27 protein-coding genes and 1 pseudogene are annotated in these 25,104 nt (G+C 39.3%); 7 read left to right on the top strand and 21 right to left on the bottom strand.

What is annotated here, in order from left to right:
• Positions 1 to 109: 109 nt before the first annotated feature.
• A complete protein-coding gene (locus MKX49_RS19860; protein WP_340877479.1) occupies positions 110 to 661 on the top strand; it encodes a hypothetical protein in 552 nt (183 codons plus the stop codon).
• Positions 662 to 843: 182 nt separating this feature from the next.
• Here MKX49_RS19860 and MKX49_RS19865 read toward each other — a convergent pair whose 3' ends face one another.
• From MKX49_RS19865 to MKX49_RS19875, 3 genes are all read right to left on the bottom strand, one after another.
• Positions 844 to 1,335 carry a PTS sugar transporter subunit IIA gene (locus tag MKX49_RS19865; RefSeq protein ID WP_323598221.1) on the bottom strand — a complete coding sequence of 164 codons (492 nt, stop codon included), beginning with the start codon at positions 1,333 to 1,335 and terminating at the stop codon, positions 844 to 846.
• Positions 1,336 to 1,426: 91 nt separating this feature from the next.
• Complete coding sequence (locus MKX49_RS19870; RefSeq protein ID WP_412762710.1) at positions 1,427 to 1,816, bottom strand: iron chaperone; 390 nt, start codon at positions 1,814 to 1,816, stop codon at positions 1,427 to 1,429.
• A 90-nt stretch (positions 1,817 to 1,906) separates the two neighbouring features.
• Positions 1,907 to 2,557, bottom strand: a complete 651-nt coding sequence (locus tag MKX49_RS19875; protein ID WP_340877481.1) for an alpha/beta hydrolase — start codon at positions 2,555 to 2,557, stop codon at positions 1,907 to 1,909.
• A 199-nt stretch (positions 2,558 to 2,756) separates the two neighbouring features.
• Here MKX49_RS19875 and blaOXA point away from each other — a divergent pair, with 199 nt between their 5' ends.
• Complete coding sequence (blaOXA, locus tag MKX49_RS19880) at positions 2,757 to 3,548, top strand: class D beta-lactamase (RefSeq protein ID WP_340877482.1); 792 nt, start codon at positions 2,757 to 2,759, stop codon at positions 3,546 to 3,548.
• Positions 3,549 to 3,699: 151 nt separating this feature from the next.
• On the opposite strand, the gene MKX49_RS19885 is transcribed toward blaOXA, so the two are convergent.
• The 6 genes and pseudogenes from MKX49_RS19885 to MKX49_RS19910 all read right to left on the bottom strand — a co-directional run bounded on the left by MKX49_RS19885 (position 3,700) and on the right by MKX49_RS19910 (position 10,469).
• Entirely contained in the window at positions 3,700 to 5,457 is a 1,758-nt protein-coding gene (locus MKX49_RS19885; protein ID WP_323598224.1) for a SulP family inorganic anion transporter, read from the bottom strand.
• A 16-nt stretch (positions 5,458 to 5,473) separates the two neighbouring features.
• Entirely contained in the window at positions 5,474 to 6,067 is a 594-nt protein-coding gene (locus tag MKX49_RS19890) for a beta-class carbonic anhydrase (protein WP_340877483.1), read from the bottom strand.
• 338 nt (positions 6,068 to 6,405) lie between these two features.
• Positions 6,406 to 7,140, bottom strand: a complete 735-nt coding sequence (locus MKX49_RS19895) for a PepSY domain-containing protein (protein ID WP_251542261.1) — start codon at positions 7,138 to 7,140, stop codon at positions 6,406 to 6,408.
• Between the two features lie 28 nt (positions 7,141 to 7,168).
• Entirely contained in the window at positions 7,169 to 8,512 is a 1,344-nt protein-coding gene (locus tag MKX49_RS19900) for a sensor histidine kinase (RefSeq protein WP_340877484.1), read from the bottom strand.
• Positions 8,509 to 9,209: pseudogene (locus MKX49_RS19905) on the bottom strand (response regulator transcription factor). Before MKX49_RS19905 ends, MKX49_RS19900 begins: the two are co-directional and overlap by 4 nt.
• A 552-nt stretch (positions 9,210 to 9,761) precedes the next feature.
• Positions 9,762 to 10,469, bottom strand: coding sequence for a DNA alkylation repair protein (locus tag MKX49_RS19910; protein ID WP_340877485.1), 708 nt, complete (start codon positions 10,467 to 10,469; stop codon positions 9,762 to 9,764).
• A 456-nt stretch (positions 10,470 to 10,925) separates the two neighbouring features.
• Between MKX49_RS19910 and MKX49_RS19915 the strand changes: the two genes are divergently transcribed.
• Positions 10,926 to 11,543 carry a cell wall hydrolase gene (locus MKX49_RS19915; RefSeq protein ID WP_340877487.1) on the top strand — a complete coding sequence of 206 codons (618 nt, stop codon included), beginning with the start codon at positions 10,926 to 10,928 and terminating at the stop codon, positions 11,541 to 11,543.
• Positions 11,544 to 12,004: 461 nt separating this feature from the next.
• On the opposite strand, the gene MKX49_RS19920 is transcribed toward MKX49_RS19915, so the two are convergent.
• The 3 genes from MKX49_RS19920 to MKX49_RS19930 form a co-directional block, all read right to left on the bottom strand.
• Positions 12,005 to 12,223: a hypothetical protein gene (locus MKX49_RS19920; RefSeq protein ID WP_323598236.1), complete on the bottom strand. Its 219-nt coding sequence runs from the start codon at positions 12,221 to 12,223 to the stop codon at positions 12,005 to 12,007.
• Positions 12,224 to 12,674: 451 nt separating this feature from the next.
• A complete protein-coding gene (locus MKX49_RS19925) occupies positions 12,675 to 13,079 on the bottom strand; it encodes a YbaN family protein (protein ID WP_048687144.1) in 405 nt (134 codons plus the stop codon).
• 179 nt (positions 13,080 to 13,258) lie between these two features.
• Positions 13,259 to 13,903, bottom strand: a complete 645-nt coding sequence (locus MKX49_RS19930) for an MBL fold metallo-hydrolase (RefSeq protein ID WP_340877488.1) — start codon at positions 13,901 to 13,903, stop codon at positions 13,259 to 13,261.
• 211 nt (positions 13,904 to 14,114) lie between these two features.
• Here MKX49_RS19930 and MKX49_RS19935 point away from each other — a divergent pair, with 211 nt between their 5' ends.
• Entirely contained in the window at positions 14,115 to 14,330 is a 216-nt protein-coding gene (locus MKX49_RS19935; protein WP_445670137.1) for a hypothetical protein, read from the top strand.
• Between the two features lie 152 nt (positions 14,331 to 14,482).
• Here the strand turns inward: MKX49_RS19935 and MKX49_RS19940 are convergent, their stop codons facing one another.
• Together MKX49_RS19940 and MKX49_RS19945 are read right to left on the bottom strand one after the other, a co-directional pair.
• Complete coding sequence (locus MKX49_RS19940) at positions 14,483 to 15,334, bottom strand: aldo/keto reductase (protein ID WP_340877489.1); 852 nt, start codon at positions 15,332 to 15,334, stop codon at positions 14,483 to 14,485.
• A gap of 31 nt (positions 15,335 to 15,365) precedes the next feature.
• Positions 15,366 to 16,349: an aldo/keto reductase gene (locus MKX49_RS19945; protein WP_340877491.1), complete on the bottom strand. Its 984-nt coding sequence runs from the start codon at positions 16,347 to 16,349 to the stop codon at positions 15,366 to 15,368.
• A 407-nt stretch (positions 16,350 to 16,756) separates the two neighbouring features.
• Between MKX49_RS19945 and MKX49_RS19950 the strand changes: the two genes are divergently transcribed.
• Positions 16,757 to 17,659, top strand: a complete 903-nt coding sequence (locus MKX49_RS19950) for an AraC family transcriptional regulator (RefSeq protein WP_340877493.1) — start codon at positions 16,757 to 16,759, stop codon at positions 17,657 to 17,659.
• Positions 17,660 to 17,683: 24 nt separating this feature from the next.
• Here the strand turns inward: MKX49_RS19950 and MKX49_RS19955 are convergent, their stop codons facing one another.
• The 4 genes from MKX49_RS19955 to azlC form a co-directional block, all read right to left on the bottom strand.
• Complete coding sequence (locus MKX49_RS19955; RefSeq protein ID WP_340877494.1) at positions 17,684 to 18,427, bottom strand: DUF4405 domain-containing protein; 744 nt, start codon at positions 18,425 to 18,427, stop codon at positions 17,684 to 17,686.
• A gap of 62 nt (positions 18,428 to 18,489) precedes the next feature.
• The gene (locus MKX49_RS19960; RefSeq protein WP_340877496.1) at positions 18,490 to 19,191 is read right to left on the bottom strand and encodes a cytochrome P460 family protein; all 702 of its coding nucleotides are present in this window, start codon (positions 19,189 to 19,191) and stop codon (positions 18,490 to 18,492) included.
• 327 nt (positions 19,192 to 19,518) lie between these two features.
• On the bottom strand, positions 19,519 to 19,851 hold the full coding sequence (locus tag MKX49_RS19965; protein WP_034304141.1) for a branched-chain amino acid transporter permease: 333 nt from the start codon (positions 19,849 to 19,851) through the stop codon (positions 19,519 to 19,521).
• The gene (azlC, locus tag MKX49_RS19970) at positions 19,848 to 20,603 is read right to left on the bottom strand and encodes an azaleucine resistance protein AzlC (protein WP_249595633.1); all 756 of its coding nucleotides are present in this window, start codon (positions 20,601 to 20,603) and stop codon (positions 19,848 to 19,850) included. Before azlC ends, MKX49_RS19965 begins: the two co-directional genes overlap by 4 nt.
• 187 nt (positions 20,604 to 20,790) lie before the next feature.
• Between azlC and MKX49_RS19975 the strand changes: the two genes are divergently transcribed.
• The gene (locus MKX49_RS19975) at positions 20,791 to 22,179 is read left to right on the top strand and encodes an aminotransferase-like domain-containing protein (protein ID WP_340877497.1); all 1,389 of its coding nucleotides are present in this window, start codon (positions 20,791 to 20,793) and stop codon (positions 22,177 to 22,179) included.
• 263 nt (positions 22,180 to 22,442) lie between these two features.
• Here MKX49_RS19975 and MKX49_RS19980 read toward each other — a convergent pair whose 3' ends face one another.
• Entirely contained in the window at positions 22,443 to 22,553 is a 111-nt protein-coding gene (locus tag MKX49_RS19980) for a YjcZ family sporulation protein (RefSeq protein ID WP_084786067.1), read from the bottom strand.
• 266 nt (positions 22,554 to 22,819) lie between these two features.
• Between MKX49_RS19980 and MKX49_RS19985 the strand changes: the two genes are divergently transcribed.
• Entirely contained in the window at positions 22,820 to 23,290 is a 471-nt protein-coding gene (locus tag MKX49_RS19985) for a hypothetical protein (RefSeq protein WP_283906023.1), read from the top strand.
• A gap of 178 nt (positions 23,291 to 23,468) precedes the next feature.
• Here MKX49_RS19985 and MKX49_RS19990 read toward each other — a convergent pair whose 3' ends face one another.
• Both MKX49_RS19990 and MKX49_RS19995 read right to left on the bottom strand, forming a co-directional pair.
• Entirely contained in the window at positions 23,469 to 24,155 is a 687-nt protein-coding gene (locus MKX49_RS19990) for an MBL fold metallo-hydrolase (RefSeq protein WP_340877498.1), read from the bottom strand.
• Between the two features lie 330 nt (positions 24,156 to 24,485).
• A complete protein-coding gene (locus MKX49_RS19995; RefSeq protein WP_445670138.1) occupies positions 24,486 to 24,935 on the bottom strand; it encodes an NUDIX hydrolase in 450 nt (149 codons plus the stop codon).
• Between the last annotated feature and the right edge of the window lie 169 nt (positions 24,936 to 25,104).

Here is a 25,104-nt window from a genome sequence, read left to right on the forward strand (position 1 = left end):
GAAGCACCACCTATTATTCAAGTAGAGCAATCCTCGTTTTGCAAATGCAGCACAAGTTCAAAAAATAGATGGGAAACGAAAACTCCCCTATGTGATAGGTGGTTCATAGATGGTTACCATTCAAACATATATCTCAAAAAATAATTATGATGCTATTGATAATAAAAAATTATTAGATAACGAAGATTTTATCCCAATCCATCACTTAAACGCTAAGCAACTGGCAAATCAACAGCTAATTAATTCAAAAGGAACTACCTTTTACGGCACAGTCATTATATCTTATCAACATCAATTTCTCTCTAGCTTTTATGATTGGGATGATGTTGATGATATATGGCTTTCAATTTTACAGGCAATGTATGATTGTTTAAATACCGGTATTGGCAACAGTGGCTTTTCCGAACGTTCTATGGATTGGCAATTGAAAAAGCTAATAGAAAAAAATCCAGCTATATTATTTACATGGTACCATGGTTTTGCTAGCAAAGAATGGAATGATATTCCTATTAAAACCACACTAAGATTCCCTGAAAATTTGCTATTAAATAATATAATAGAAAAGGGAACTACGTATTTAAAATTCAGAGATTCTCTATATGACAGCGGTCCAAGCCAAAATATTAACCAGTTAATTAACAATCTTAGATCTTTTAAGTAGTGATTTAAGGCATGTGTAATTGAATAGTTCACTAAGCTGATTGAAGCTAAGTCTTACTCTGTATATGGGATCCATTTTTAGTAAAAACAGTCTTGCCAGCATTCGCCAGCAAGACTGTTTTTCATGTTTAGAAGTTTATAATTTACTAGAAGGGACTCAACGTAATTAAGCAATTATTTTCTTTACTTCAAATAAACACTCATAATCTCCGTATCGTTAATAGTTGCTTGGGTATTATTTGTTTTTTCCAGTTTTTCAACCAGCTCGCCGTTCGTGACAACGATCGGAGTTACGATGCTTGGAGCTTTGGATTTTAGAAAATCGATATCAAATGTCACAAGCTTGTCTCCTGCTTTTACCCTTTGCCCTTCTGCGACATGGACTTCAAATCCTTCGCCTTTAAGGTTAACTGTTTCTAAGCCAATATGAATCAACAATTCTATGCCATTCTTCGTACGGAGGCCTAGAGCATGTTTAGTATGAAAAACCTGGATCACTTCTGCATCGATTGGAGATACGACCAACCCTTCCTCAGGAAGAATCGCTATTCCGTCCCCCATCATTTTCCCGGAAAACACCGGATCCGGAACATCTTCTATTTTTATTACTTGTCCGTTTATAGGAGCAAGCAGTTGTTCCACACTTTCTTTTTTACTGAATAATTTTTTGAACATATTATTTCCACCTTTCTCTTTCGGTCCTTAAATCCTTGCAGCTCATACTCTCATATATTAAGCATTTTGTTAATTCTGATAATAATCGATGTTATTTTTTCTTTTGAGATTTGCCTTCTGCTTTTTTCTTTTTGTTCGCTTCCACTCTAAATATAACCATCTCAGTTATTAATTCATAAGGAATTGGCTTGTTTAGTGGAAACTGAACGGCCCCTTTTGAACATTTATATTCAGATAAGGCAGATTCAAACGCAGAGATCGCGCTTGGAGTTGGATAGAATCCTATATGTTTTTTATAGGCAGCGAAATGTACCAGATTTCCATATAAAACAAAGGTAGGCATTTGATAGCTTATCTTCTCTTCTGCATCCGGTGCTGCATCCTTTATGACTTTTCTTAACGTTTTTAATATCTCCTGAACTTCCTCGGGAAATTGTATGATATATTCATCAATTGAATGAAATGTATTGGTTCCCACCATCATTTCTCCTTTCAGAACTCCAAACTACAATACTCTTATTATAACATTCTTCACCTGCTACCCCCTGGATTGAATGCCTTTTGCATTTCACTAACCTATATTTTTTAAAAACTCTTCCATTCTATTCATTACACCTTCCAGCATGATGATCGTCCTTGAAGTATCGAAAGGTTCAATATCCAAGGAATGATTGGCATGCGGGATTTTATTCATGCTTATGTTCGGTTTATTTTCAATCGCTTGAATTTTATCTGGAATATAATGATGATCTTTTTCACCAATAACTAGATGTGCTGAATGATTGCTGCTCAATAACCCATCAAAAATAGAATCGAACTTCAATAGAGGCGTCAGCAAAATCATTTTGGCATTCGTAAACTGCTCACTTTTCATGATTCCGTTGATGATGGGGATGGTGCCAAGTGATTTGCCTAGAAACACAGTTCCTTGATATTCATGATTTTGAAGCACTTCCGCAATGACGGGATTGATATCATTAACGATCACTTTTGTGATATCTACCAATGGATGCTTGAATATATCCTGGTCGTAGGCGTAATGAATATGCACGACATCATACTGATTTTGAAGCATGATCATTGTCGAATAATAGAATAGCGGTTTCTCATACGTGTACCCCGCACCTGAAAACATAAAACAAACGGCCGGACTTCCGGTTTCAATATGTGTGTATGTAATTTCTTTTTCATTACTATTTATTTTTCTTTGGTTAACCTCCATGATAGATTCCTCCCATTCTATCGTTTGCTCTATATATTCATTAGCTACCCGCTGCATTCCTCCTTGATTAATGCTATCTAGATAGAATCCAAGAATAAGGTTTCGTTTTTTATCAGGAATAGGTATACTTTAGCTATCAACCTATTTTATGGAAATTATTTGATGATCGATCAATCCATGCCTTAAAGGAGAGTGTGTAATGAAAATCAAAACGTTATGTTTCATTCTTGTCCTGCTAGTCACTGGTTCCATGGGCACGATTCATGCAAGTGCTAACGATCAAAAGGTGAAAGAACTGGATATCGGGGATTCCTTCGATGGTGCGGAAGGCACGATGGTACTCCAAAACTTAAAAAATGATAAGGTATTCATCTATAATAAACAGAGAAGTAAAGTACGCTACACTCCAGAATCGACATTCAAAGTGGCGAATGCATTAATTGGTTTACAGACAAAAGCGGTAAGTGATGAATATGAAGTGAAGCGCTGGGATGGCGTAATCAGGGAATTTGAAGATTGGAACAGAGATCATACGCTTGCTTCAGCCATGCGGCATTCCGTGATTTGGTATTATCAAGCAATGGCCCGCGATATCGGGGCGGAAAACATGCAGCAGTATGTAAACCTGCTCGATTACGGCAATCGTGATATCTCCGGCGGGATCGATCAGTTCTGGCTGGACAGCAGCATAAAGATTTCTGCCCTGGAACAAGTCCAATTCATCGAAAAGCTTGTAGAGGAAAAGCTGCCTATCGACAAGCAGCATATGAGAACCGTAAAGAGAATCATGATCAATGAAGAAGCTGACTCATATGTCCTCCATGGAAAAACCGGTACACGCCTTTCTGATATGGGATTGGGCTGGTATGTGGGGTACATCGAAACGGACAAAGGGAAATGGGCCTTCGCAACGAACATGGACGGAAGCGGAAGCAAAGCCAAAACGATTACGCTTGAAGCCCTGAAAGAGTTGGATATCATAGAGGAATAAACGTTCACGCATGCATAGTCAGGATAAATCCCTGAGCGAACAAGCTCGATGTGTTAATGATTTCAATAATCCGCCATCTTGCAGCGAAAATAAAAGAAGTTGAAGAGAAAGGCATCCGCCAAAAGCAGATGCCTTTTCTTCTTGACAGGAGTCAAGTTAACCCTATCTCCCGTTTTCTGCTCTGTTTTAATAACGCAGGCTTTTGAACTTGCTGTGAGAGTGCGGTACATTCAGCAAATGAAAACTGTTTACACCCTTTACAACGGTTCTCATCCAGTTTGGATAAAGCTTTATTGATGGCATCTCCCGTACTGGAAAAGAACTGTTCCTCACCAACCAGTTCAATAAATCCGGTTTTTCTCAGCATTTCTTTAGGTTCCTGTTGAATTCCTGAAATCAGCACTTGTAGGTTATGAAACTTGAATTGCTTCACGATGTCGGTTAGCAGTGCTTCCCCCGATGTATCGATAAATGACACATTGCTCATTCTTAATAGGAGGACTTTTGGTTTTGATCGCATTATTTCCTCGATTTCTTCTTGCAGCCTTTCGATTGTGCCAAAGAATAAAGGTCCTTCTATCGTATAAATGTTAATCTGCGGGCAGCTTGAACCTTGTTGCACCATTTCTGGTTTAACTAGTTTATCAGCTGGATCTGGTAATACCTTTGATAATTTCAATGTACCGCTCATCAGTTTAACGAACGATAGAATGGCTAATAGTAATCCGATCCCGACGCCTGTTGTCAGGTCAATCACTACGGTTAACACGAAGGTAACGAGCAATACGACCGAGTCCATGGTTTTGGCTTTTAAGATATGCGAAAATTCTTTGCGCTCGCTCATGTTCCATGCGACAAACATAAGAATCGGGGCCATGCTGGCCAAAGGAATGGCCGAAGCATAAGGAGCCAAGCTGACTAACACCAGCAATACCACCAACCCATGAATCACGCCTGATATGGGGGAGACTGCACCGTTTTTAATATTCGTCGCGGTACGGGCTATGGCACCTGTAGCCGGAATGCCTCCAAATAAAGGCGTAATCATATTGGTCAATCCTTGTCCCATCAGCTCTTTATTGCTGTTATGTTTACTGTTGGTCATGCCGTCTGCCACTACAGCGGATAAGAGTGATTCAATTCCTCCAAGCATGGCAATGACCAAAGCGGCCGGTAGGAGTTCAATCACGAGACCGCCAGTGATATGGGGAAACTGAAAATGGGGCAATGCATTAGGAATGGCGCCATATGCCGATCCTATGGTCGCTACCTGACCTGGAAAGAATAAGCTGGCGACTAGGGTTGATACAATCAATCCCAGCAATGCTCCAGGGATTTTCGGTAAATATTTGGGAGTTAATATGACGAGAGTCAGACTTATGCTAGCTACCAGGACACTATAGATATTCACTGTATTGAAGTTCACTAAGATTTCTTTCATATTTAAAAGAAAGACTTCTTCTTTTTTTAAGTTACTGAGTCCAAAGAAATTGGCAATCTGCCCCGAGAAGATGATCACGGCAATTCCTGCTGTAAAGCCGATGGTAACTGGACGCGGAATAAACTTGATGAATCTTCCCAGTTTGAAGACGCCTAAAAGAAAAATCATGATACCTGCCAGGAAACCGGCGATTAAGAGTTTTTCATATCCGTACTGCATGACCACCCCTAACAAGACCGGGACAAAGGCTCCAGTCGGGCCTGCAATTTGATATTTTGATCCGCCGCAAAGGGAGACCATGATTCCTGCAATAATCGATGTGTACAGTCCGTATTCCGGCCTTACTCCAGATGCAATGGCAAAAGCCATCGCTAAAGGAATCGCTACTATCCCAACTACCACCCCGGCAACCAGGTCTTTCTGAAAATGGCCTAAGTTATATCCTTCAAACCTGCTAGAACCCTTCATTTTATCGCTCCTTCTTTTATTGAATATGCATTTCGTCCTTGCTTACCATGTTGCTATATCCATCTATGATTCGATCCAGTTTACCCGTTTCGGGATGGATGACCATACCGTGGACGGCAATGGAATCCGGTAATAATGGATGGTTTTTGATCAATTGGACACTATTCCTTACACTCTCCTCGACGCAATGAAAGCCTGTCAGCCACTTTGATAAATCAATACCAGAGTTTGTAAGGATATTAATTTGCTCCTGGCTGATTTTCTTCTCCTTTGCGGCATCAAGCAGCGAAGAGGATTGAAGCCCCACCATACCGCATCCGTGATGTCCGATTACACACACTTCCTCCACTTTCAGCTCATAAATGGCGACAAGGATACTGCGCATAATGCTGCCAAATGGATGAGAAACAATAGCTCCGGCGTTTTTAATGATTTTCGCATCTCCATTTCTTAACCCCATCGCCTTTGGAAGCAATTCCAACAGACGGGTATCCATGCACGTTATGATGACGATCTTTTTATCTGGATACTTTGTCGTTTGAAACCTTTCATATTTGTTTTGATCGACAAACGTCTTGTTGTAATCCAGAATGCTAGAAATAACTGACATTACTGATTCTCCTTTCTCTTTGCAAAACTTTGTTAAGGTGTTGAAATATGATGGAATGTTTTATGTACAATAATCCAGATGCCTTTCATCCACTTAACTTCTTTGGCTCTGTTTTATCATTTGGTGCTTTATTCCATGTTAGAGATAGTTAATTAGAGTTAAATGATAGAAGGATTAGAAATTGGTGAGAATTATTACAGTTCCTTCTCTTTTTTTTTGCATTTCTCTTACTCACTAAAGCCAAAAAGGGTGATGCATATTAGACAGCTAATAGCATCACCCTTTTTATGCTTTATTCAATTTACGTCTAGATTAGTAAACCCTTATGAGCCAATATTTTATTCAGGGCCATCATTATCGTTCTCTTCGTCATCTTCCCATGTGATTGTTTTTACCTCCTTCGTGTAGCCGTCCACTTGAACGACTGCGTCTCGATCGTTCTCCAATTCAACTTCGACCAAATAATAAGGTGTCTGATCTAGAGGTTGATAAAATTCTGTATCGTCACCTGTTCCTTTTACATGTTTTTCGGCAATCGCAATTGCTTCGCTTTCTGTAATGATACTATCTGCCACCATTGTCGAGTCAATTATAGCTCCTGTATGTGGATCGAGTATTAAGGTGATTTTTTCGTTATTCTTATTTACCACTGCTTTATAAAAGGAGTTGTCTTTCTCCTGTACAAAATCAATTTGTTCCAGGTCACCTTGTGAGGAAATTCGCGCCTTTATTTCGTTTTGGGTCAGTTGCTTTTGAGGAATTTTTTCCGTAGTCGCTTCAGCTGTATGACCTATGGTTTCTTTTTTTATAGAATGGACTTCCCCGCTTTTCGCATCCATCCTAATTTGATAGACCCCGGTTTCAAGCTGCATTTCAATCTTATATTCTTCACCTTCACTTTTCGTTGTCTTTATAATGGTTCCAGGAAATTTATCCTTTGCTGTCTGGTTCACTTCTTCTTTCGTCAAACTTTCCGCGGATAATGATGGAGCCCACCATTGAAATCCGACGAATGATAGCAGACCAAAAACGAGAGTCGATCCGGCTGTTATCAGCACTTTTCTAATCTTCATCGTATCCCCCATCCAACATCATTCTGGCTTAATTAAATAAAAGAGTAACGATCGTTCCCCTGCCTTCGAGACTGTCCATTTCAATCCGCACATCTATTGCATCAGCAATTTCCTTTGCCACGGAAAGCCCCAATCCTGATCCGCCTTGCTTTCTGTTTCTAGCTTTGTCTACACGATAAAAACGATCGAACACTTTTGGCAATTCAGCCTTTGGAATTCCATCCCCTCTGTCTTCGATGCGGATATATGCTTCATTACTTGTTTGTCCTATGTAGACGGAGATTAGCTCGTCACTATACTTTCTGGCATTGTCTAAAAAAATAAACAAAAGCTGTTTTAACTTTTGAACATCCGTTACTGCTTCAATTACATCGCCACTATAAATCTCCACTGTCCGATTGTACGCATTTTTATATACTTTCGCTAACTCTGTCATGATATCAGTCAGATTGACGTTTTCCTTCTCTATATTCCATTTTTCCTGATGCTTTGCAAGCAGGAGCATTTGCTCTGTCATCTCTCTCATTCTAATGGCTTCAGAATGAATGGCTTCTATGGATTCATCAAACAAATCAGGACGCTCCAACCCTTTTCTCTTCAAAAGGCTTGCATAGCTTTCGATGACAGTTAGCGGTGTTTTTAATTCATGTGAAGCATTCGATACGAATTGCTCCTGTTTTTCGAAGTTGGCCTGCAGTAAATCGATCATGTGATTAAATGTTTTTCCCATTTCCACAAGCTCATCCTTTGATTTTTCTTCTAGGCTAAGTCGCTTAAATTGGCCGCTAGTTTGAATTTCCTTCATCGTATCGATCATCGATCGAATCGGACGGGCGATGAAGTTACTAAGAATAGTGCTTGATATCAGAACAGGTATCATGGCAATGATGGTTACAGCGATTAATACGATGCGCAGAACAGCGAGCATTTCTTCGGTTGCTGACATGCTTTTGGTGATTTGAAGATTAACTACACTTCCATCCCCCCAAACGATCGGGTTTGAAACGAATACATACTTTTTCTGCTGATAAGTGATGATTTCGCTCTTCTCACCGGGGTAAAAGCTGCTATTTCGATTGCTTAATTGTTTTTCGGAATTGGATGTAACAGCTGTTCCTTTTCGTTGACCTTCGATTACGATACCAATCATGCCATCTATAGGCAGATAGGCTCGAAGTAAATCATTTGGAGATATATTATTAACATTTTCACTAACATCAAAGGCAATTTTCCCTGTCTCCGCTTTCGCACGATTCATTTCATTCACCATCATCAGATTACTGAAAACAAAATAAATGGAAACATTCATCAAAAGCAGCAGGAAAATGAATAACACCGCTGTATATAAGTTTATTTTCTTGCGAAGTCTCATTTTGCTTCCTTCATGACGTAGCCAACGCCTCTTACCGTATGAATGAGCGGCGTTTCAAAGCCATGTTCGAGCTTTTTGCGAACATATCGGATTACACATCCACCACGTTTGTTTCTCCCTGGAAATCATACCCCCAAACCGCTCCCAGAATTTGATCACGGCTTAGCACCTGACGCTTATTCTTCAGTAAATAAAGAAGTAAATCATACTCCTTTGGCGTTAGTTCAATATGACTATCACCTCTAATGACCTCGCGTGTTTTGACATTCATTTTTAAATCGGCAGTATTTAGCCATCCACCGATTTCAGCTTCCATTGAAGGTGCTGCAGGCCGCATTCTTAAAACCGCACGAATTCGGGCAAGCAATTCCTCAATTTGGAAAGGTTTGGTGATATAGTCATTCGCGCCGAGATCAAGACCGGAAACTTTATCTTCAACCGAGCCTTTTGCCGTTAACAGGATGACAGGAGTGATAGTATTCTTCGTTCGAATTTTCCGAAGCAGCTCGATCCCGCTTATGCCCGGAAGCATCACATCCAATAAGATCAAATCCCACTTTCTTGATTGGTATGCTTCAAGGGCTTCCTTGCCGTCCATTGCCTTTCCGACTTGATACCCTTCGATTTCAAGCTCCAATTCAAGCAGTCTTAAGATCTTTTCTTCGTCTTCCACGATCAGTACTGATTCTTTATTCATTTGGAAGACCTCCTTTTGTGTGGGACTCTCCCCATTTATGTATTCTGTGAAACAACGATACTACAGATGGAATAAGATGAAAATAGTGTATTATGACGAGATTAATAGGTGTATGATTTGCTTCCGGCGAAGTGTCCCGCTAAAGGAAATCCTGCAAAACAATCTTTCAAAACTACCGAATCAATTTAAATAGCCATATCCTTTTCGAAAGAATATGGCTTAATTTATTCACTCTTTTAGCTGATTCATCGCGCCCGTTCGTTGAACAAGGCTTCAATTAATATCCCCTAAATAAACTGGAGACTTTTGATGATTAACATGCTGTATGATATATTTCCTTAGTTCTTTAGGATATATTCTATACTGAAGTAAATCATTAATATGTATCCATTCTACCCCTACTTGGTGACTATCTGGATTGGTAGGCACTTTATTATTTTTTCCCTTTACCAGGTTGCAAACAAAATAGTATTCAACTTGGTGAACATGAAAAATAATGAAGCTTTACACATTGATTTTCCTGGATTACCCTTCAATTTTGCAAAACCAATTTTAACATCTTACATGCTTGCGTTTAAAACCAAGCTTTCCTTTACCGACTTCTTTTTGAATACTTTCGTATGCATTTAGAAAACTGGTTTTTTTCTTGTCCCGTTTGACTTCTACGATTCCTATTGCCTTTGCGGTCTCGACTGCCTTTTCATGGAGCGGCAAATAGGAAATCCCCACGGTGTATAGAAAATTATTCATAGCGGATTTCGTTCGATCTGGCGAATCGTGAATCGTATGTTTCACAAGGTCCAGCATATCGGAAATTTTGCTTTCTGAAAATTCAACGTCTTTTCGATTCCCTAAAAGCCAACAGTAGCAACTCCAGCCCGCTGACATTCTCAGTTCTTCACCGCTTGCAATCCATTTATCGGATACTTCTTGTGCAATATCTGACTCCGATAAAGTTACAGCCACTACATAATCGGACAGCATATAAAAATACGCAGCATCCATCCAGCGATCATAATCAGACTCAGTCATGGCTTTTGGGTCTGCAATGATGCCTGCGAAGTACATTGCATCATAGTTGCCTGTCGAATAAAGCTCTTCAGCTAAATCCTGATTTATTTTTATTTTCCTTACAATTGGTTTCATGGCGCCTGTCGCCACGCCAAAAAGCGGCTCATGCGCACCATTGGATATGTACATTTTTTTAGTTCGTTCCTTGCCAAGGGCTTCAAGCTCCTGCATGACCATTTCTACATTCATCGTTAAGCACATCCTTCTATAGGGAGTTTCCTCCTATTATTTTGCCCACCAAATATATACCATTATCCTATAACAGACTGCCATTTGTCAGCACCGTCTAAGCACATGAGTGTTACGCAGGAATCCACTTGTAAACTTTATGACTCTCGATGTTTTGTTGAACTATCCTGCCTCGATAGTTCCATAAGGGGTCTTGTCGCACCCCATCAAGTTAAAATTTCTTTACACCCCAAAACGAAAAAAGCTATCTTCAGCAGCATATAGCTTAATTTTTCGTTTTGGGTATAATCCTTTTACTAAGCTTGATGGCGATAGGCGGTACCCAATAAACAGATGAATTTGTCTGAAAATTCCCCAAATCTTTGGTTTAAAATAGGAATAATGTAAGATAAATCTATTTTTCTTGTATGATAAGGTAGAATAGTAGGAAAATGAATCGAAGGGTGGTATTACTTGATGGTAAATGTAAAAAAAATGTCGTTTGTTATTTTTATTTGTTTCATGTTTTTTATACCCAATTCAATCTTTGCTCAAGAAGTTTTACACAATGGAAGTCAAGGACAAGCAGTTTATGACTTACAAGAAAATTTAAAGGAAATGGGTTACTTTAACAGGCAACCAACAGGGTATTATGGTTCAATTACTGATCATGCAGTGAAACAACTTCAACTAGATTCTGGAATATTGCCAGATGGAGTTTTTGGATACCAAACACAACAAAAATTAAATAGTATTGAAATGATGGCCAGGGTTGTTCATGGAGAAGCTCGAGGAGAAACTTATGAAGGAAAAGTAGCTGTCGCTGCAGTAATTTTGAACCGAATGTCAGCGTCAGGTTTTCCTAAAAATACTCACGATGTTATTTTCCAGACAAATGCTTTTACAGCTGTACATGATGGGCAATATTATTTGACCCCAAATAGCCATTCTTATCGAGCTGTTATTGATGCATTACAAGGTTGGGATCCTACTCATGGTTCTGTTTATTATTATAATCCGTTGTCGGCAACAGATGAATGGATTTTCACAAGGGAAACAGTCATTAGAATAGGCAACCACTTATTTGCAAAGTAAAACTAATCTACATACATATTGAGGAATGATATTTATAGTTTCGAATTATTAATATCCCATTATCTATGTCGTGGAGTATAGTTGAAAGGTCGGGCAGTATTTGCCCGACCTTTTTGGCGGTACCCCAGAAGAAAAATTCTGCCTTAAAGACAGCTCCGATCTTCCGCTAACGCACCCGTTAGCCATCCATGAATCGCAAAGAACCTATATTAATGATAGTACTATATAAGAAAAGCGAAACTTCTTCCAGAAACGCGCCCTATTCTGGAAGAAGTTTTTTATGTTAATTCCTCCTCTAACCTTCAAACATCTTTTGGTTACGTCATCTTCATCGTTTCACTGTTCCAGCCACTACGTTTGTTGAACTATCCTGCCCCTTTTGTTCCATAAGAACTGATCGACATAGCTCTTTATAGAACCGAATTAACAAGGTTTTTGCTAAAAATGCAAAGCCATGGACTTTACATCCCCCCACTTATAGGGGCTTTTTCATGAGTACAGGTCAGGTATTTTCGGAATACATCATTAAAATATCCTACATCAATAATTGCTTTTTCTCCTTTATAAGGGCATTGAATATGCGTCAGCTGAAGTGATTCATTTATGATGACCAAGTCTATTGCGTCTAATTCTTTTTTGCAGCACGAACATTTCACAGCTAGTAATTTTTCTTTTTCCATTAAAGAAGCCCCCTTTTATAAATAGGTATTCTTTATGTCTAGTTGCTAATCCTACCTGTTCACACAACCGTCAAAAATTCCTTTTTCCATTAAGTATTCAGTTGGTTCATCATAGCTTGTTTAACTAACCTGTCCCGATAGTTCCATAAGAAAAAGCTGCCTTAAAGACGCTCTAACCTTCAGCTAACGCACCCATGATTAGCAAAAAAACCACCATTCGGCGCTCTGGTTCTCAACTTATGTACCTGTTTGTTGAATAAACTTTTTAAAATCCATTACCTTGGAATACCAGTCTCATTAAAGCAAACGATATAACCCCTAAATATTTTTTCATGCTTCCCCACCCTTCTTTACCAAATTTATATATATGTATTTTTTTATTATTGAAATATCCTACTTCTTTAGAACCATTAGAAAAAGAGCTGCCGAAGCAACTCCGTTATTTGATGGTTCAAAACGCTCTTTTTTCCGTACCGTTTCGATCAATTGTCTTAATTTTTTTAATGAAATAATAATGTTTGTAGAGGGCGAGTACGACCAATAAGATTTTCACCAATAGGATGTCCACATAAAATACAGAAATCACGATGAAGAAATCGGCAATTAAATTGATTCTTATTTTCTCTCTTCGGGTCATCCCTTTTTTTTGCAGGAATGCTTCAACGTATTTTTCATATAATGAGGTGCTCTTGAACCAGTTTTCAATCGACTTGGAACTTTTGGCAAAGCAAAAGGCAGCAAATAAGTAAAACGGACCGCCTGGCAGAACTGGTAAAACAGTCCCTGCGATACCAATCAAAAGAGATATGGCCCCAAGAAGAAAGAATAGGATACTTTTTACTTTTTTTATTGTCATCACCTTTTTATTTATATTCTATCCCCTTCTAACGTAAAGAGGAAGCTTAATTGATTTAATTCATTGATTAGTATCTTCCCTTTTAGTTCTTGAACGAACCTGCCCTTTCGTTATTAATAGGATTTCTTATCCATTTATTAGACATCTCAATCATTGTGATCCACATCGCAGCCTTATATTCATTCATAGCGCATGGTAACGACACCAGCATATTCCGACAAATTTTCTTTGGAAATATCCAATGTCTTAACTTCGGTTGTTCGCTGTCCGGAAATCTGAAGAAACTTATCTACCTTTGAAAACATCAAGCCAACAACCGACAATGACTTTGTTCTGTAATGCATGGGAATCGTAATAGTAGATTTCAATTGACGCATTACTTGAGTGGCTTCTAAGGCATTAATCGTGACTGTACCTCCTACAGGAATGATGAGAACATCCACTTTTCCAATTTCATTTACTTGTTCTTCTGATAATAGATGCCCTAAATCTCCGCAGTGACAGATGGTCAGATCGTCCATTTGGAAACGATATATGATATTGGGGCCTCTCTTCTCGCCATTTACCTTGTCGTGAAATGTCTTAAATCCGCTAATTCTTACATCTTCGCGGATGTATTCCTTCGGCTCATTCACAAGCAAGTAATCACCTGTTGCAGCTTTAATTTTATTGTGATCGAAATGATTATGGGTAACGGCCACTATATCTGGTTCAACGCTTGGCATACGGTAACGGATGAAGCGATAATATGGATCAATAAGAATCCTGGTTCCTCTTTCGGATGTTAGTAAAAAGGCAGAATGTCCAAACCATTTTATTTTCATATTAAAATTCTCCTTACTATGCAATTGATTTAAAATCAAGCAACTTTTAAGGAACCTTGGACTACAGTTAAAAATATATTCCATTTATTATAATTCCATTATTCCTGTAATAGTCCTTCTACACCCTTCCCATAGAAAAGAGATGCCTTAAAGACACCCCTTTGCTTCAGCTAACGCCCCCGTTAGTAAGTCCAATGAAGAATACTGGATCATGTCTTTAGCCCCCGAATCTCCTGATTTCGCTAATGGACTATTTTTAACAGCGGTTAACTTGGGAACGACAATTGGTGCTGCGGCAGGTGGATTATTCATATCAGAGCTGGGGACACAATACGTGGTATTCGTAGGTTTACTATCATTGATAGTAAGTTCGGTCATGATTTTCCTAAGAAACTACAAGTTTACTCCTGCACTACAACTTTCTTGAGTATGAAAGGCTAGGCATGCCCACAGCCTAGTCTTTTCAGCGATTCAGATTCCAATTTTCTACAATCCCCATCATGTTGTTTATAACGAAGAAATGCCGATATTCCTAAAAAGGAAATCGGCTATTTCTTCGCTTCATTTTGGAAGAGAGTGTTAAATATCAAGTTTACGGGTACTGAGCCATTTCACGATTTCAGGATCGCTATGAGAAAAGAACAAGCTCTCTTTCGTATCTAACGCAGCAATCTTCTCCATATCTTCTTGCTCCAATTCGAAGTCAAAGATTTTGAAGTTTTCGATGATTCTTTCCTTACGAACAGACTTTGGAATCGCAACGACTCCTCTTTGTGTCAACCATCGTAAAATCACCTGTGCCACAGATTTATTATACTTTTCGGCGATGGACACTAATATTTCATTTTGGAACATGTTATTTTTTCCTTCAGCAAATGGACCCCACGATTCTATCTGAACATTGTTCTCTTGCATAAGTTTCGCACTTTCTATTTGTTGGTTAAAAACATGAGTTTCAACCTGGTTTACCGCAGGATTTACTTCATTGTGGATAATCAAATCCACTAGACGGTCCATCTGAAAGTTACTAACTCCAATTGCCCTAATTTTCCCCTCACGGTACAATTCCTCCATTGCACGCCAAGAACCATATACGTCCCCATATGGCTGATGGATTAGATACAAATCCAAATAATCCAATTGTAGTCTTTTCAGCGAATTTGCGAATGCGTTCTTGGTGCTCTCATAACCAGCATCCTGGACCCAGAGTTTTGTAGTAATAAACAATTCCTCTCGTGGCACACCACTCCGCTTGATTGCTCTGCCGACTGCTTCTTCATTTAGATAAGAGGCAGCGGTATCTATAAGGCGATATCCTGCCATAATAGCGTCATAAACGCTTTGTTCACATTCATTTTCATCTTGTATTTGAAAAACCCCAAAACCTAGTATCGGCATCTCAACACCATTGTTCAACATTACTTTTTGCATATGAAATCCTCCTGTTCTCAAATAATATCTGTTATTTCCCTACTCTATTTGCATACTCTGCCGGATAGCGATCTCCCGAAATCTCGATTTTCGAGAGCGCTTCATTCAAATCATTCAATTCCTCATGGGTCATTTCAATATCTGCTGCACCAAGATTTTCTTCGAGGCGTTCCAATTTCCGTGTACCGGGAATCGGAACAATCCATTGCTTCTGAGCAAGTACCCATGCTAGTGCGATTTGAGCGGGCGTTGCATCTTTTCCTGCAGCAATCTTCTTTATCAGTTCGACTAATACCTGATTTGCTTCGATATTCTCAGGTTTGAAGCGAGGAACAACATGGCGGAAATCGGAACTGGCGAACGTTGCATCCTTATTGATCTTCCCAGTAAGGAATCCCTTCCCCAACGGACTGAAAGGAACAAATCCAATTCCAAGCTCTTCAAGAGCAGGCAGCAGTTCTTCTTCAGGGTTTCTCCACATCATTGAGTATTCACTTTGTATGGCAGTGAGTGGATAAACCGAGTGTGCACGACGAATCGTTTCCACCCCTGCTTCAGAAAGTCCCCAATGCTTAATCTTACCTTCCTTGATTAGGTCTTGTATTACTCCGGCAACCTCCTCAATTGGAACACTTGGGTCCACCCGATGCTGATAGTAAAGGTCAATGGTGTCAACCTTAAGCCGTTTAAGTGAGCCTTCTATGGATTGCCTAATACGTTCCGGCTTACTGTCGAGCACCTGCTTGCCATTTTCCATTTGGATACCAAATTTAGTCGCGATAACCACTTTTCCCTTGAATGGAGCAAGCGCTTCTCCTAACAACTCCTCATTAACATATGGACCATATACTTCGGCAGTATCGAAAAAAGTTACACCTCGGTCAATTGCCTCATGAATCAGCGAAATCATCAACTTCCTATCCGAAGCAGGACCGTAACCATGGCTCATGCCCATGCATCCAAGTCCGATAGAAGAAACTTCTAAGTCACTTCTTCCTAATTTGCGTTTTTGCATTACTTATATTCCCCCCTCTTTTTGATTGTCACTTTGCTTTTATATTTGATCCGCAGCCGATGTGGTGTTAAGTTCACATTGGTGTCATTAAGAAAATCTGATTGTGTTATCATAATGGAAGAAAAGATTAATCATGCGCTGGTTTGGAGAACAAAGACTGCAGAACTCGTTACGCCCACAGAAGCAGCTGCTTTGCCTGAACTAACAAAGTCGAATTAAAAAACTGATAAGAGTTAGTCATGGTGCGCTTCAACTCCTTCATCTACTCCCTTATTATGCAATAAATAAATAAGAAACTCTTATACCATTCCTGCCAGATCATTGCCTAATCCTCTCACAACACTTAAACTCCAGAGCGATATGTATTAGAATGGAACTAGAAAGAATAAGGAAATCAGGAGGTTTTTATGTCTGAACAAATCTATAAACAGCGGGCTGAGCTCACCCAACTCATTGAAAGTCACACAGGTAAGGACGGGTCTCATCCGACTGCTATTCCTTCTTTATTTTACTCTCGATTCTCTACTGTTACCGGTCCAAATTACGGAGTTTCCAAGCCTTCCTTATGCATTATCGTTCAAGGCATGAAGGAGGTATTACTTGCACAGGATCGCTATGTATACGGTCCAGCCGATTACCTTATTGCCTCTGTTAACTTGCCAATTACCGGAATAGTCACAGAAGCCACTTCCGAAAACCCCTATTTGGCACTCAAACTCGAATTTACACCAAACCAGATCTTGGAGGTATTACAGGATACTCAACTTGCTGTTAACCAGAAGGAACATGCTAAAAGAGGCATGTATGTATGCCAAATAGAGTTATCTCTGTTGGATGCGGTAACCAGATTGGCTCGTTTGCTGGACAATCCTGATGATATACCGGTACTCGCACCTCTTATCACGAAGGAAATCATCTATAGGGTTTTACAAGGGGAGCATGGAGCTACTCTGGGCCAAATTGCGATAGAAGGAAGTTCCGCCTTTCAAATCGGTGACGTTGTCGACCATATAATGAATAACTATGACCAGTCTTTTCGGATTGATGACCTTGCGGAAATTGCAAATATGAGCGTTTCATCGCTTCATAGGCACTTTAAAGAGGTAACAGCAATGAGTCCTATTCAGTTCCAAAAACAACTGAGGCTTCAGGAAGCCCGGCGCCTATTATTATCCGAGTCAACAGATGCCACTGAAGCAGCATTCCGCGTAGGGTACGAAAGCCCCTCCCAATTCAGCCGTGAATATTCCCGCTTGTTTGGTTTACCGCCAAAAGAAGATATTAACCGCCTGAAGGCAACATATGAATAAAGAAGTGCATTAATCGATTATGGATTAATGCACTTCTTTATTTTGGAGATTTTCATTTTTTTCAATATTCCTCTCTTTAAAACCTGTTGTATCAAGCCTAGTTTTATCCTGCTTCTGAACAAATTTCAGAATATAATGAGTCCCACTGATATATATTCCCATGATAGCTAGATGATCTAGTAAAAACTTCATCGAGGAATCATAAGATTCCCAACCAAACGGATTATAGATGGTTAACTTGTTAAGCATCCCTCTCTCGAAAGAAGCCTGAACCCCATAAACAACAATCAACACCGCCATGACACGAAATGCAATGGTTCGGATCCGGTTGGTGCCAGTAATTCCCGTCATCTTTCGTACTGAATTGATAATGGTTGCCCAGGACATTCCTATATGCACTGCCATGAAGATAAATCCCCAATATGAAGTCATTACATGTATCTGCAATAGAACCGTGTCATTGGTTAAAGGAATAAAAGGAATCATATCACGAGATATGGGTACAGAACTTATTATCACAACAGCCATGGATATTAGAAAAAGCAGATTGACCACTATGCTCAGAATACGTCGTACATTATGCTTTCCCTTAAAGATCGTCCTATACCATCGTCGATTTAAAATATTGTGGGTAATGAACAATAAACACAATATTACTCCTGCCAGTTCATGCAATGCATTTCCAGTAATCTGGTAAGCCATTGCTACTAACATCAGAACTGTCATAGAAAGATCAATCACCAGCCGGATTAACATATTTCGATTCAAAAAGTTCTCCTCTTTCTGATTTTTATTTATTCCTAGGTCGGTTTTCCGTCGAAGCTAACTCCCTATGTCTCTTTATTAAAATGAACCATCAAAAGAACCTTCTCGATAATTCCTGATTTTTCTTTTTCCATCAATCGGTTTCCATGCAATATATCCTGAGAACCCTCCAGATCATCTGCCGCATTTACCTCCCAGTGTTCGGTGGGGATACCTGCGATCTGGGATTCTGTATTGCCATCCTTCGATCCTGTATACTCCCCTAGGTCAAAACTTTTCATTTCATCCATCGTGTTCACGAAGTCATCCCGTTCCTGGTTCGCGTGACAAGTAAAGCATCGACCGATTTCTTCCTTGTAATCCACCGACTTGTCTCCATTGAATTCCTGGTATAGCCAATCACCATTACGCATCTCAGATGGGTTCCCATCAGCCCAGCCAGCGCGCTTTTCCATTACGAATATTTCATCAAGATCTTCATCCCTATAGATTTCGAGTGTGATGATTGTGCCGTCAGGGATTGGCTGCCCGTCCTGCACCGCTTCGATCGCTTCCCTGCTCGTGTAGAGTTCCTCCCTGACATTTCCACGATTAACAGTCGTATAGTTTACGCCCTTATCGTAGTTTTCGGGGAATTCAACCAATTCACGATTGGATTCTGGTTGTTTTTCCTGTTCGGATATCCCATTACTGTCATTATTGCTGCTGCATGCTGAAAGAGTGTAGGACATGACCAAAGCCAGGGACATAAATAATCGTTTTTTCATCATTTTCCTCCTATTTTCTTTCCGAATCATTTCCATCTAATACAATCATCCTCATTATGCTACAGATTAAAGAGCGGCCGCTGTCCTATTTCTCTTAAATCAATGCCTAATCCTCTTACGTTTCTATCTAAAGCTATCAGTACTGGAAGGGAGATAGATTGATGTTCAATAACTATAGAAATGCATGTAAACTACCCTACCCTAAAATGCCATAAGAAAAAGCTGTCTTAAAGACAGCTCTGCTCGTAAACTATTATACTGATTAATCTTGTTCATCAAATTCATTGAACCACTACCACTTATCGACCTTACGGAATTATTATCAATTTAAAAAACCAATTGAATCAGCATCATGTAGACAATCGTTCCCCCCGCTATCGAGAGGAGCATCATTTTCTTCCAAACGTGAAGCAGGGCAACTACCGCCACCCCAATGAATTCAGGGATGCCATGACTTCCGGATTGCAGGCTCACGTCCTTTAAACAATAAATGATTAAAAGCCCAATTACTGCGGATGGCAGCATTTTACCGAGATACTGTACATACTTCGGTGTGGGTTTACCTGATGGGAAAACGATGAAGGGAAGAAATCTTGTAAGCATTGTGCCTAAAACTACCATCGCAATTGTAATGATTTGCTGCGTTAAAGTCATTGTCATATGGTTCTCACCTCAACTTTCTCTAACGGCTTTCTAAGTAAGGTAAGTAGCCCCAAAATGGCAAACATGGCAGGGATAATGAAATTGCTTCCGCCAAAAATAATAAGGCAGACAGCTGACAGGCCAAGCCCAGCAAGAGCACTATGATGGTTTTTCTCTTTCATCCATTGTTCAATGAAAATCACGACAAAGAGAGCCGTCATAACAAAATCGAGTCCTTCTGTATTGAATTTGACAAAAGAGCCAAAAATGCCGCCAATCGCTGCTCCTATCACCCAATAGCAATGGTTGAGCAGTGTCACGAAAAACATGAACCAGCCCTTATCCACATCCTTCGGTACATCAACGGTACAATTGATGGAAAAAGACTCATCGCAAAGCCCAAAAATCAGATACAGCTTTTTCTTACCGGTCCCCCTATATTTATCAAGCATGGATATGCCATAAAACAAATGCCGTGCATTCACCATTAAGGTTAGAAAAAGGGCGTTAATCGGATTGAACGCGACAAGCAATAAATTGGCTGCAATAAACTCCATCGATCCTGCAAATATCGTTAGACTCATCAATATCGGGTAAATCGCGCTGAACCCTAATGAATTCATAAAGATCCCATAAGCGATGCCTAAAAATAAAAAGCCTGCCAAAATCGGCACTGTGTACGGAAAAGCCGCACGAAATGCTGGTATCAGTTGAGTTCGTTTTTTCATATAAATCACATCCTGATGGCTAAATTTATTTAAACTTAACATACAAAATCCGTACAAAAAACAAGTTAATTGTATGGATTACAATTAAAATAAAATTCCCCCATTTTATCAAAATGGGGGTACTGATAAGCTTATCACCTTATATTCTTTTACAGCCAATCGTTTCCATAATAGAATTCCATACAAAAAATGATATGATTGTATGGAATAAGACTAGGAGAGGTGAAGTATGCCAGTAAATTCATTTGACAATTATCCAATGTCCTGGAAACCTGATAAGAATGCATTAAAGCGTCCTTTTTATAAATCTCTCGCATCATTACTAGAACAAGATATAATAAATGGTTTTTTAGCACCTGGAACCAAGTTGCCCCCTCAACGAGAATTGGCAGATTTTCTTGACTTAAACTTCACCACGATTACCCGATCCTACAAATTATGCGAGGTAAAGGGATTGATATATGCCGTTACGGGAAGCGGAACCTTTGTGGCTCCCAATGCCACTCGTTCGATAACCATTTCCGCGGATAAAACGGCAAACAGCATCGATCTTGGTTTTGTGGCATCTTTTGAGCAAACCAATGATATCGTTTCAGAAACTTTACAAAAAACCGTCAACAAAAGTTATTTGGAGCAGCTGCTGAATTACAACGACCCGACTGGTATTCCACATCAAAAAACAGCAGCTCTAAACTGGATGGAATCTTTCGGCATTCACGCGGATCAAGAGCATATAGCGATCGTTTCCGGTGCCCAAAATGCATTGGCTGTTGCCCTCGCTGCTTTGTTTGAGCCTGGTAATAGAATTGCAACCGACTTATACACCTATTCAAACTTTATCGAGCTCGCAAAGATGTTTCATATTAAGTTGGTTCCCATTCCCGGGGACCAGTTTGGAATGCTGCCAGATGAACTTGAAAAGCAATGTTGTCAAACAAATATTGACGGGATATTTCTGATGCCCTCCTGCAACAATCCGACCACAATCATGATGTCGGATATTCGAAAGCAAGAATTGGCAGCGGTCATCCGAAAGCATCGTTTAATTTTGATTGAGGATGATATTCATGCATTTCTGACGGCAGGCATTATCTCCGACTACCGGCAGCCGATGTTCCATTTGCTTCCGGAACAGAGCGTTTATATTTGCGGCACCTCTAAGTCCATATGCTCGGGATTAAGAGTTGCCTATATGGTTTATGGAGAAACATTACGCGAGAAAATTTCCCAGGCCATTTTCAACATAAATGTAAAGACCTCTTCTTTTGATGCAGAGGTTATCACAGAGCTAATCCTATCAGGAAAGGCTCATGAAATTGTTTCTCATAAGAAACGGCTTGCACAGACTGCAAATGATATTTATTCGGAATATTTCCCCTTAAGAAAGGATGTCGGACATCCGCTCAGTCTATATCGCTGGCTTCCAATTAAAGGGCATAACGATGCGTTACAGCTGGAAACCGATTTGAAAAGGCGCGGCATTCGGGTTTTTCATTCCAATCGTTTTCAAAGCGGGCAAACCACCCCTGATATGTATTTGCGCATTGCCCTTTCTTCCACAAACTCATTCGATGAGTTAAAAATAGGATTAGAAATATTAAAGCAGTATTTAGGTTGATTTAAGTCTAGTAAAAAAACATTCTAGTTGATTGGATCGGAAGGTTCGAGACTCCTGCGAGAAAATCGAGAATTAGGGAGACCCCACAGCCGCTTGCGGTGAGGAGGCTTGGCAGACATTCGGCGGAAAGGGAGCGGATTTCTGGAATTAACTCCGAACGTTTTTTAATAATTGCAGACAGACCCAATTATCTACAGTTGGAGCCCGACCAATAAAGGTCGGGCTATTTTATGCTTTTTTCGGAGAAGCCGCTCATTCCCGCCTTAAAAACAAATACATCCAACAATGATTAAGAGTATAAACAAAACGACTATTAAGGCGAAACCTCCACCAAAACCAAACCCTCGGTCAAAACCCTGTTCACAACCTGACATATATAAACATCTCCTTATTTTTAATGAGGAATAAATGGGCTATATCATCTTATGCTCCAATCAGGAAAATGACAGCAACAGTTCCCATCTCCAAGGTGGTAAAGTTACATTTTTAATTTGACATTCACGAATCAGTTATCCAAGTTTAACCTCTGCAATATTATTTGAACTGGACAACATTCATAAACATAAGATAGAAAATACAATTTCATTCATTTCGATCCTAAATGATAACTATAAACTGTACTGAAAGAGGAGATGTTTTTTTGTATCCGAATGATTATTATTATCGAGTAAACAACTGGGAACCTATTTTATATATGTTGCACCAAAGTTTATATGCTGAAGAAATGGTATGTGCTATGAGCAGTGAGCTTTTCCATATACCTGAAACCAAAGATTTAAAAGGAAGTCGCGAGATGCATAACCATCTAATCCCAGCATCCTATCACCGTGTAACCGCAGTGGGGTCAGCCCAAAGGCTAAAAAATGGTGAGCAACAGCAAACCATTGTAGAAACAATGACAGCTTGTATAGTGAATGCTGAAACCCAAGATAAAAAAGTACGTGAAGGATTAAAGATAATGGAGGAAAATGCAAGCCCTAATTATATAGCCTTCATTAAAGTGATTATCAAATGGCAAGAACAAGCAGAATCCTATTTAAATCAAGCAAAAGAAGCTTTACGATCTATGGGGGTTTCATTTCCTGTTGGAAGTGAACAGCAGAATTATTAATATATTATGATTCTACAAAAATTCATTCAAGGGTTATATCCCACACCTTCGCTTGACCGAACTGTAAGAAGTTCGGTTTTTTCTGTATAAGCGAAGCTGACACCACCCGCAATAAATACTTCAAACACAATAGAAAAAGCTGCCTATAAAGACAGCTCCAATCATAAGCAAAACTCCATTATAAAGTGAATGTCCCACCATGATAACAGTAGTAGTTTTCAGCTTTTAGATCCTTAATCTTTCTTAAAGACTGTTCTGCTTTCTCGACATTTAAACAAAAGTGCGGATTGGCAATGAGCAATTCATGATTCTCTATAACAGCTGCATCACCTGTTATTACAGTTTTTAAACGTGGAAAATATAATGAAATATGACCTGAAGTATGTCCCGGTGTTGCTACTACTCTACATTCGTTATCCAAAATCCAATCACCATCATGTACCTTTTCATCAATTGAAACATGCTTTAAATTCCTTAATTGTTGGATAAACCATTTCCCGAATTCGATTTCTTGAATTGGCATATTTTCTAGCATTTCTTCGGCTTGAACCAATCTCTCTGACTTCATTTCACCACTAATATATTTTGCCTCCACTTCACTGGCGATCAAGTTAATGTGAGGATACCTTTCCTTGAAATCATATAAGGAGCCTATATGATCAATATCATAATGAGTAATGATTATATTCTTTAAATTCTTCATGTCATAACCATTTTTTAAAATTTCATTTTCAAGGAAAGGTAAAAAATTTGGATATCCTGTATCGACCAAGGTTAGTTCATTCTTTGAAATAATCAAGCTAGGATTAATGTAATTTTTTTGTCCATTAAATTCAAATTCAATTGGCAGTTCCATTATCTTCATTTTCCTCCCATACACCTCCCGTTCATTCTATATATTCTTCAACTTTTTATTTTAACCTTCCCCTTTAATTGCAAGGGTGCCGTAAACAACCTAGTTATTGAACTACGTTGTTAGTCCATTAAGATACCCAGTATGGAAACAACGAAAAGAAATAATGAGACAACAGCAAACTTCAAAAAACCTCATTTTCTATCTTTTTGAGGTTCCGCTAATCCTGTTATTAACAAAATCGAACACTTCCGGTAATTAGCTGATAGGCATATAAAGCAACTATTATTCTGATGAAGTTCGCCTTTAAGGATTCAAGTTTCAAAAGGGTACGAGATTCGTTCAAAATCTATGCATTTGACCATTTTTGTAAGTGAATGTATAGTTTCCTTCTTTTTTCAATAAAACCGGCAAGTACTGTGAAACCATCTCAGCAATTCCGAGATTAAGCGGATGAAGTATCCAATCAATGGATTTCCAATCAAGAATGCCTTCCCGCGTTTTTTTCGGTGTTTCATAAATTAAATCCTCATCCGCCATATACAAATATACATATATTCCATCCAATTCACCTTCTGGAGTCTCCCAGGTTACGGTTCCTTTAGAAAAAAAGGAGTTTACCTCTATCCCCGTTTCCTCAAATACCTCACGCTGCGCACCTATATCAGGTGTTTCACCTTTCTCGATTTTGCCCCCCACCCCATTCCAGACACCCATAATTGGAGCTTTCTCCCGGTTAAGCATGAGAAGTTCATTATTCTTCTTAACAAAACAAACAGTATACTTAAACATTTTAAAAAGAACCCCTTTATCGTTAGTTCGTGCCCCATCATGGCTAAGCTGGTTAATGGGAGTGAATCAAAAGATACTTAACACATATAAATAAGAAGGATCATGACCAAACATCCCTCACTTCCACTGCCTCCAATGTATTAACACATTCTCAAATTCTAACAATGAA

Origin of the sequence: Peribacillus sp. FSL M8-0224, from assembly GCF_038003055.1 — a bacterium.
GTDB classification, from domain to species: Bacteria; Bacillota; Bacilli; order Bacillales; family DSM-1321; genus Peribacillus; species Peribacillus frigoritolerans.

Coding starts and splice junctions, on each gene's coding strand:
- MKX49_RS19990 (WP_340877498.1), bottom strand. CDS start 24,155: ATGAAGATAATGGAACTGCCAATTGAATTTGAATTTAATGGACAAAAA.
- MKX49_RS19895 (WP_251542261.1), bottom strand. CDS start 7,140: ATGAAGATTAGAAAAGTGCTGATAACAGCCGGATCGACTCTCGTTTTT.
- MKX49_RS19945 (WP_340877491.1), bottom strand. CDS start 16,349: ATGCAAAAACGCAAATTAGGAAGAAGTGACTTAGAAGTTTCTTCTATC.
- MKX49_RS19950 (WP_340877493.1), top strand. CDS start 16,757: ATGTCTGAACAAATCTATAAACAGCGGGCTGAGCTCACCCAACTCATT.
- MKX49_RS19995 (WP_445670138.1), bottom strand. CDS start 24,935: ATGTTTAAGTATACTGTTTGTTTTGTTAAGAAGAATAATGAACTTCTC.
- blaOXA (WP_340877482.1), top strand. CDS start 2,757: ATGAAAATCAAAACGTTATGTTTCATTCTTGTCCTGCTAGTCACTGGT.
- MKX49_RS19975 (WP_340877497.1), top strand. CDS start 20,791: ATGCCAGTAAATTCATTTGACAATTATCCAATGTCCTGGAAACCTGAT.
- MKX49_RS19890 (WP_340877483.1), bottom strand. CDS start 6,067: ATGTCAGTTATTTCTAGCATTCTGGATTACAACAAGACGTTTGTCGAT.
- MKX49_RS19965 (WP_034304141.1), bottom strand. CDS start 19,851: ATGACAATGACTTTAACGCAGCAAATCATTACAATTGCGATGGTAGTT.
- MKX49_RS19875 (WP_340877481.1), bottom strand. CDS start 2,557: ATGGAGGTTAACCAAAGAAAAATAAATAGTAATGAAAAAGAAATTACA.
- MKX49_RS19920 (WP_323598236.1), bottom strand. CDS start 12,223: ATGGAAAAAGAAAAATTACTAGCTGTGAAATGTTCGTGCTGCAAAAAA.
- MKX49_RS19980 (WP_084786067.1), bottom strand. CDS start 22,553: ATGTCAGGTTGTGAACAGGGTTTTGACCGAGGGTTTGGTTTTGGTGGA.
- MKX49_RS19870 (WP_412762710.1), bottom strand. CDS start 1,816: ATGGTGGGAACCAATACATTTCATTCAATTGATGAATATATCATACAA.
- MKX49_RS19940 (WP_340877489.1), bottom strand. CDS start 15,334: ATGCAAAAAGTAATGTTGAACAATGGTGTTGAGATGCCGATACTAGGT.
- MKX49_RS19930 (WP_340877488.1), bottom strand. CDS start 13,903: ATGAAAATAAAATGGTTTGGACATTCTGCCTTTTTACTAACATCCGAA.
- MKX49_RS19935 (WP_445670137.1), top strand. CDS start 14,115: ATGTCTTTAGCCCCCGAATCTCCTGATTTCGCTAATGGACTATTTTTA.
- MKX49_RS19865 (WP_323598221.1), bottom strand. CDS start 1,335: ATGTTCAAAAAATTATTCAGTAAAAAAGAAAGTGTGGAACAACTGCTT.
- MKX49_RS19860 (WP_340877479.1), top strand. CDS start 110: ATGGTTACCATTCAAACATATATCTCAAAAAATAATTATGATGCTATT.
- MKX49_RS19915 (WP_340877487.1), top strand. CDS start 10,926: ATGGTAAATGTAAAAAAAATGTCGTTTGTTATTTTTATTTGTTTCATG.
- MKX49_RS19925 (WP_048687144.1), bottom strand. CDS start 13,079: ATGACAATAAAAAAAGTAAAAAGTATCCTATTCTTTCTTCTTGGGGCC.
- MKX49_RS19910 (WP_340877485.1), bottom strand. CDS start 10,469: ATGAATGTAGAAATGGTCATGCAGGAGCTTGAAGCCCTTGGCAAGGAA.
- MKX49_RS19960 (WP_340877496.1), bottom strand. CDS start 19,191: ATGAAAAAACGATTATTTATGTCCCTGGCTTTGGTCATGTCCTACACT.
- azlC (WP_249595633.1), bottom strand. CDS start 20,603: ATGTTAAGTTTAAATAAATTTAGCCATCAGGATGTGATTTATATGAAA.
- MKX49_RS19900 (WP_340877484.1), bottom strand. CDS start 8,512: ATGAGACTTCGCAAGAAAATAAACTTATATACAGCGGTGTTATTCATT.
- MKX49_RS19885 (WP_323598224.1), bottom strand. CDS start 5,457: ATGAAGGGTTCTAGCAGGTTTGAAGGATATAACTTAGGCCATTTTCAG.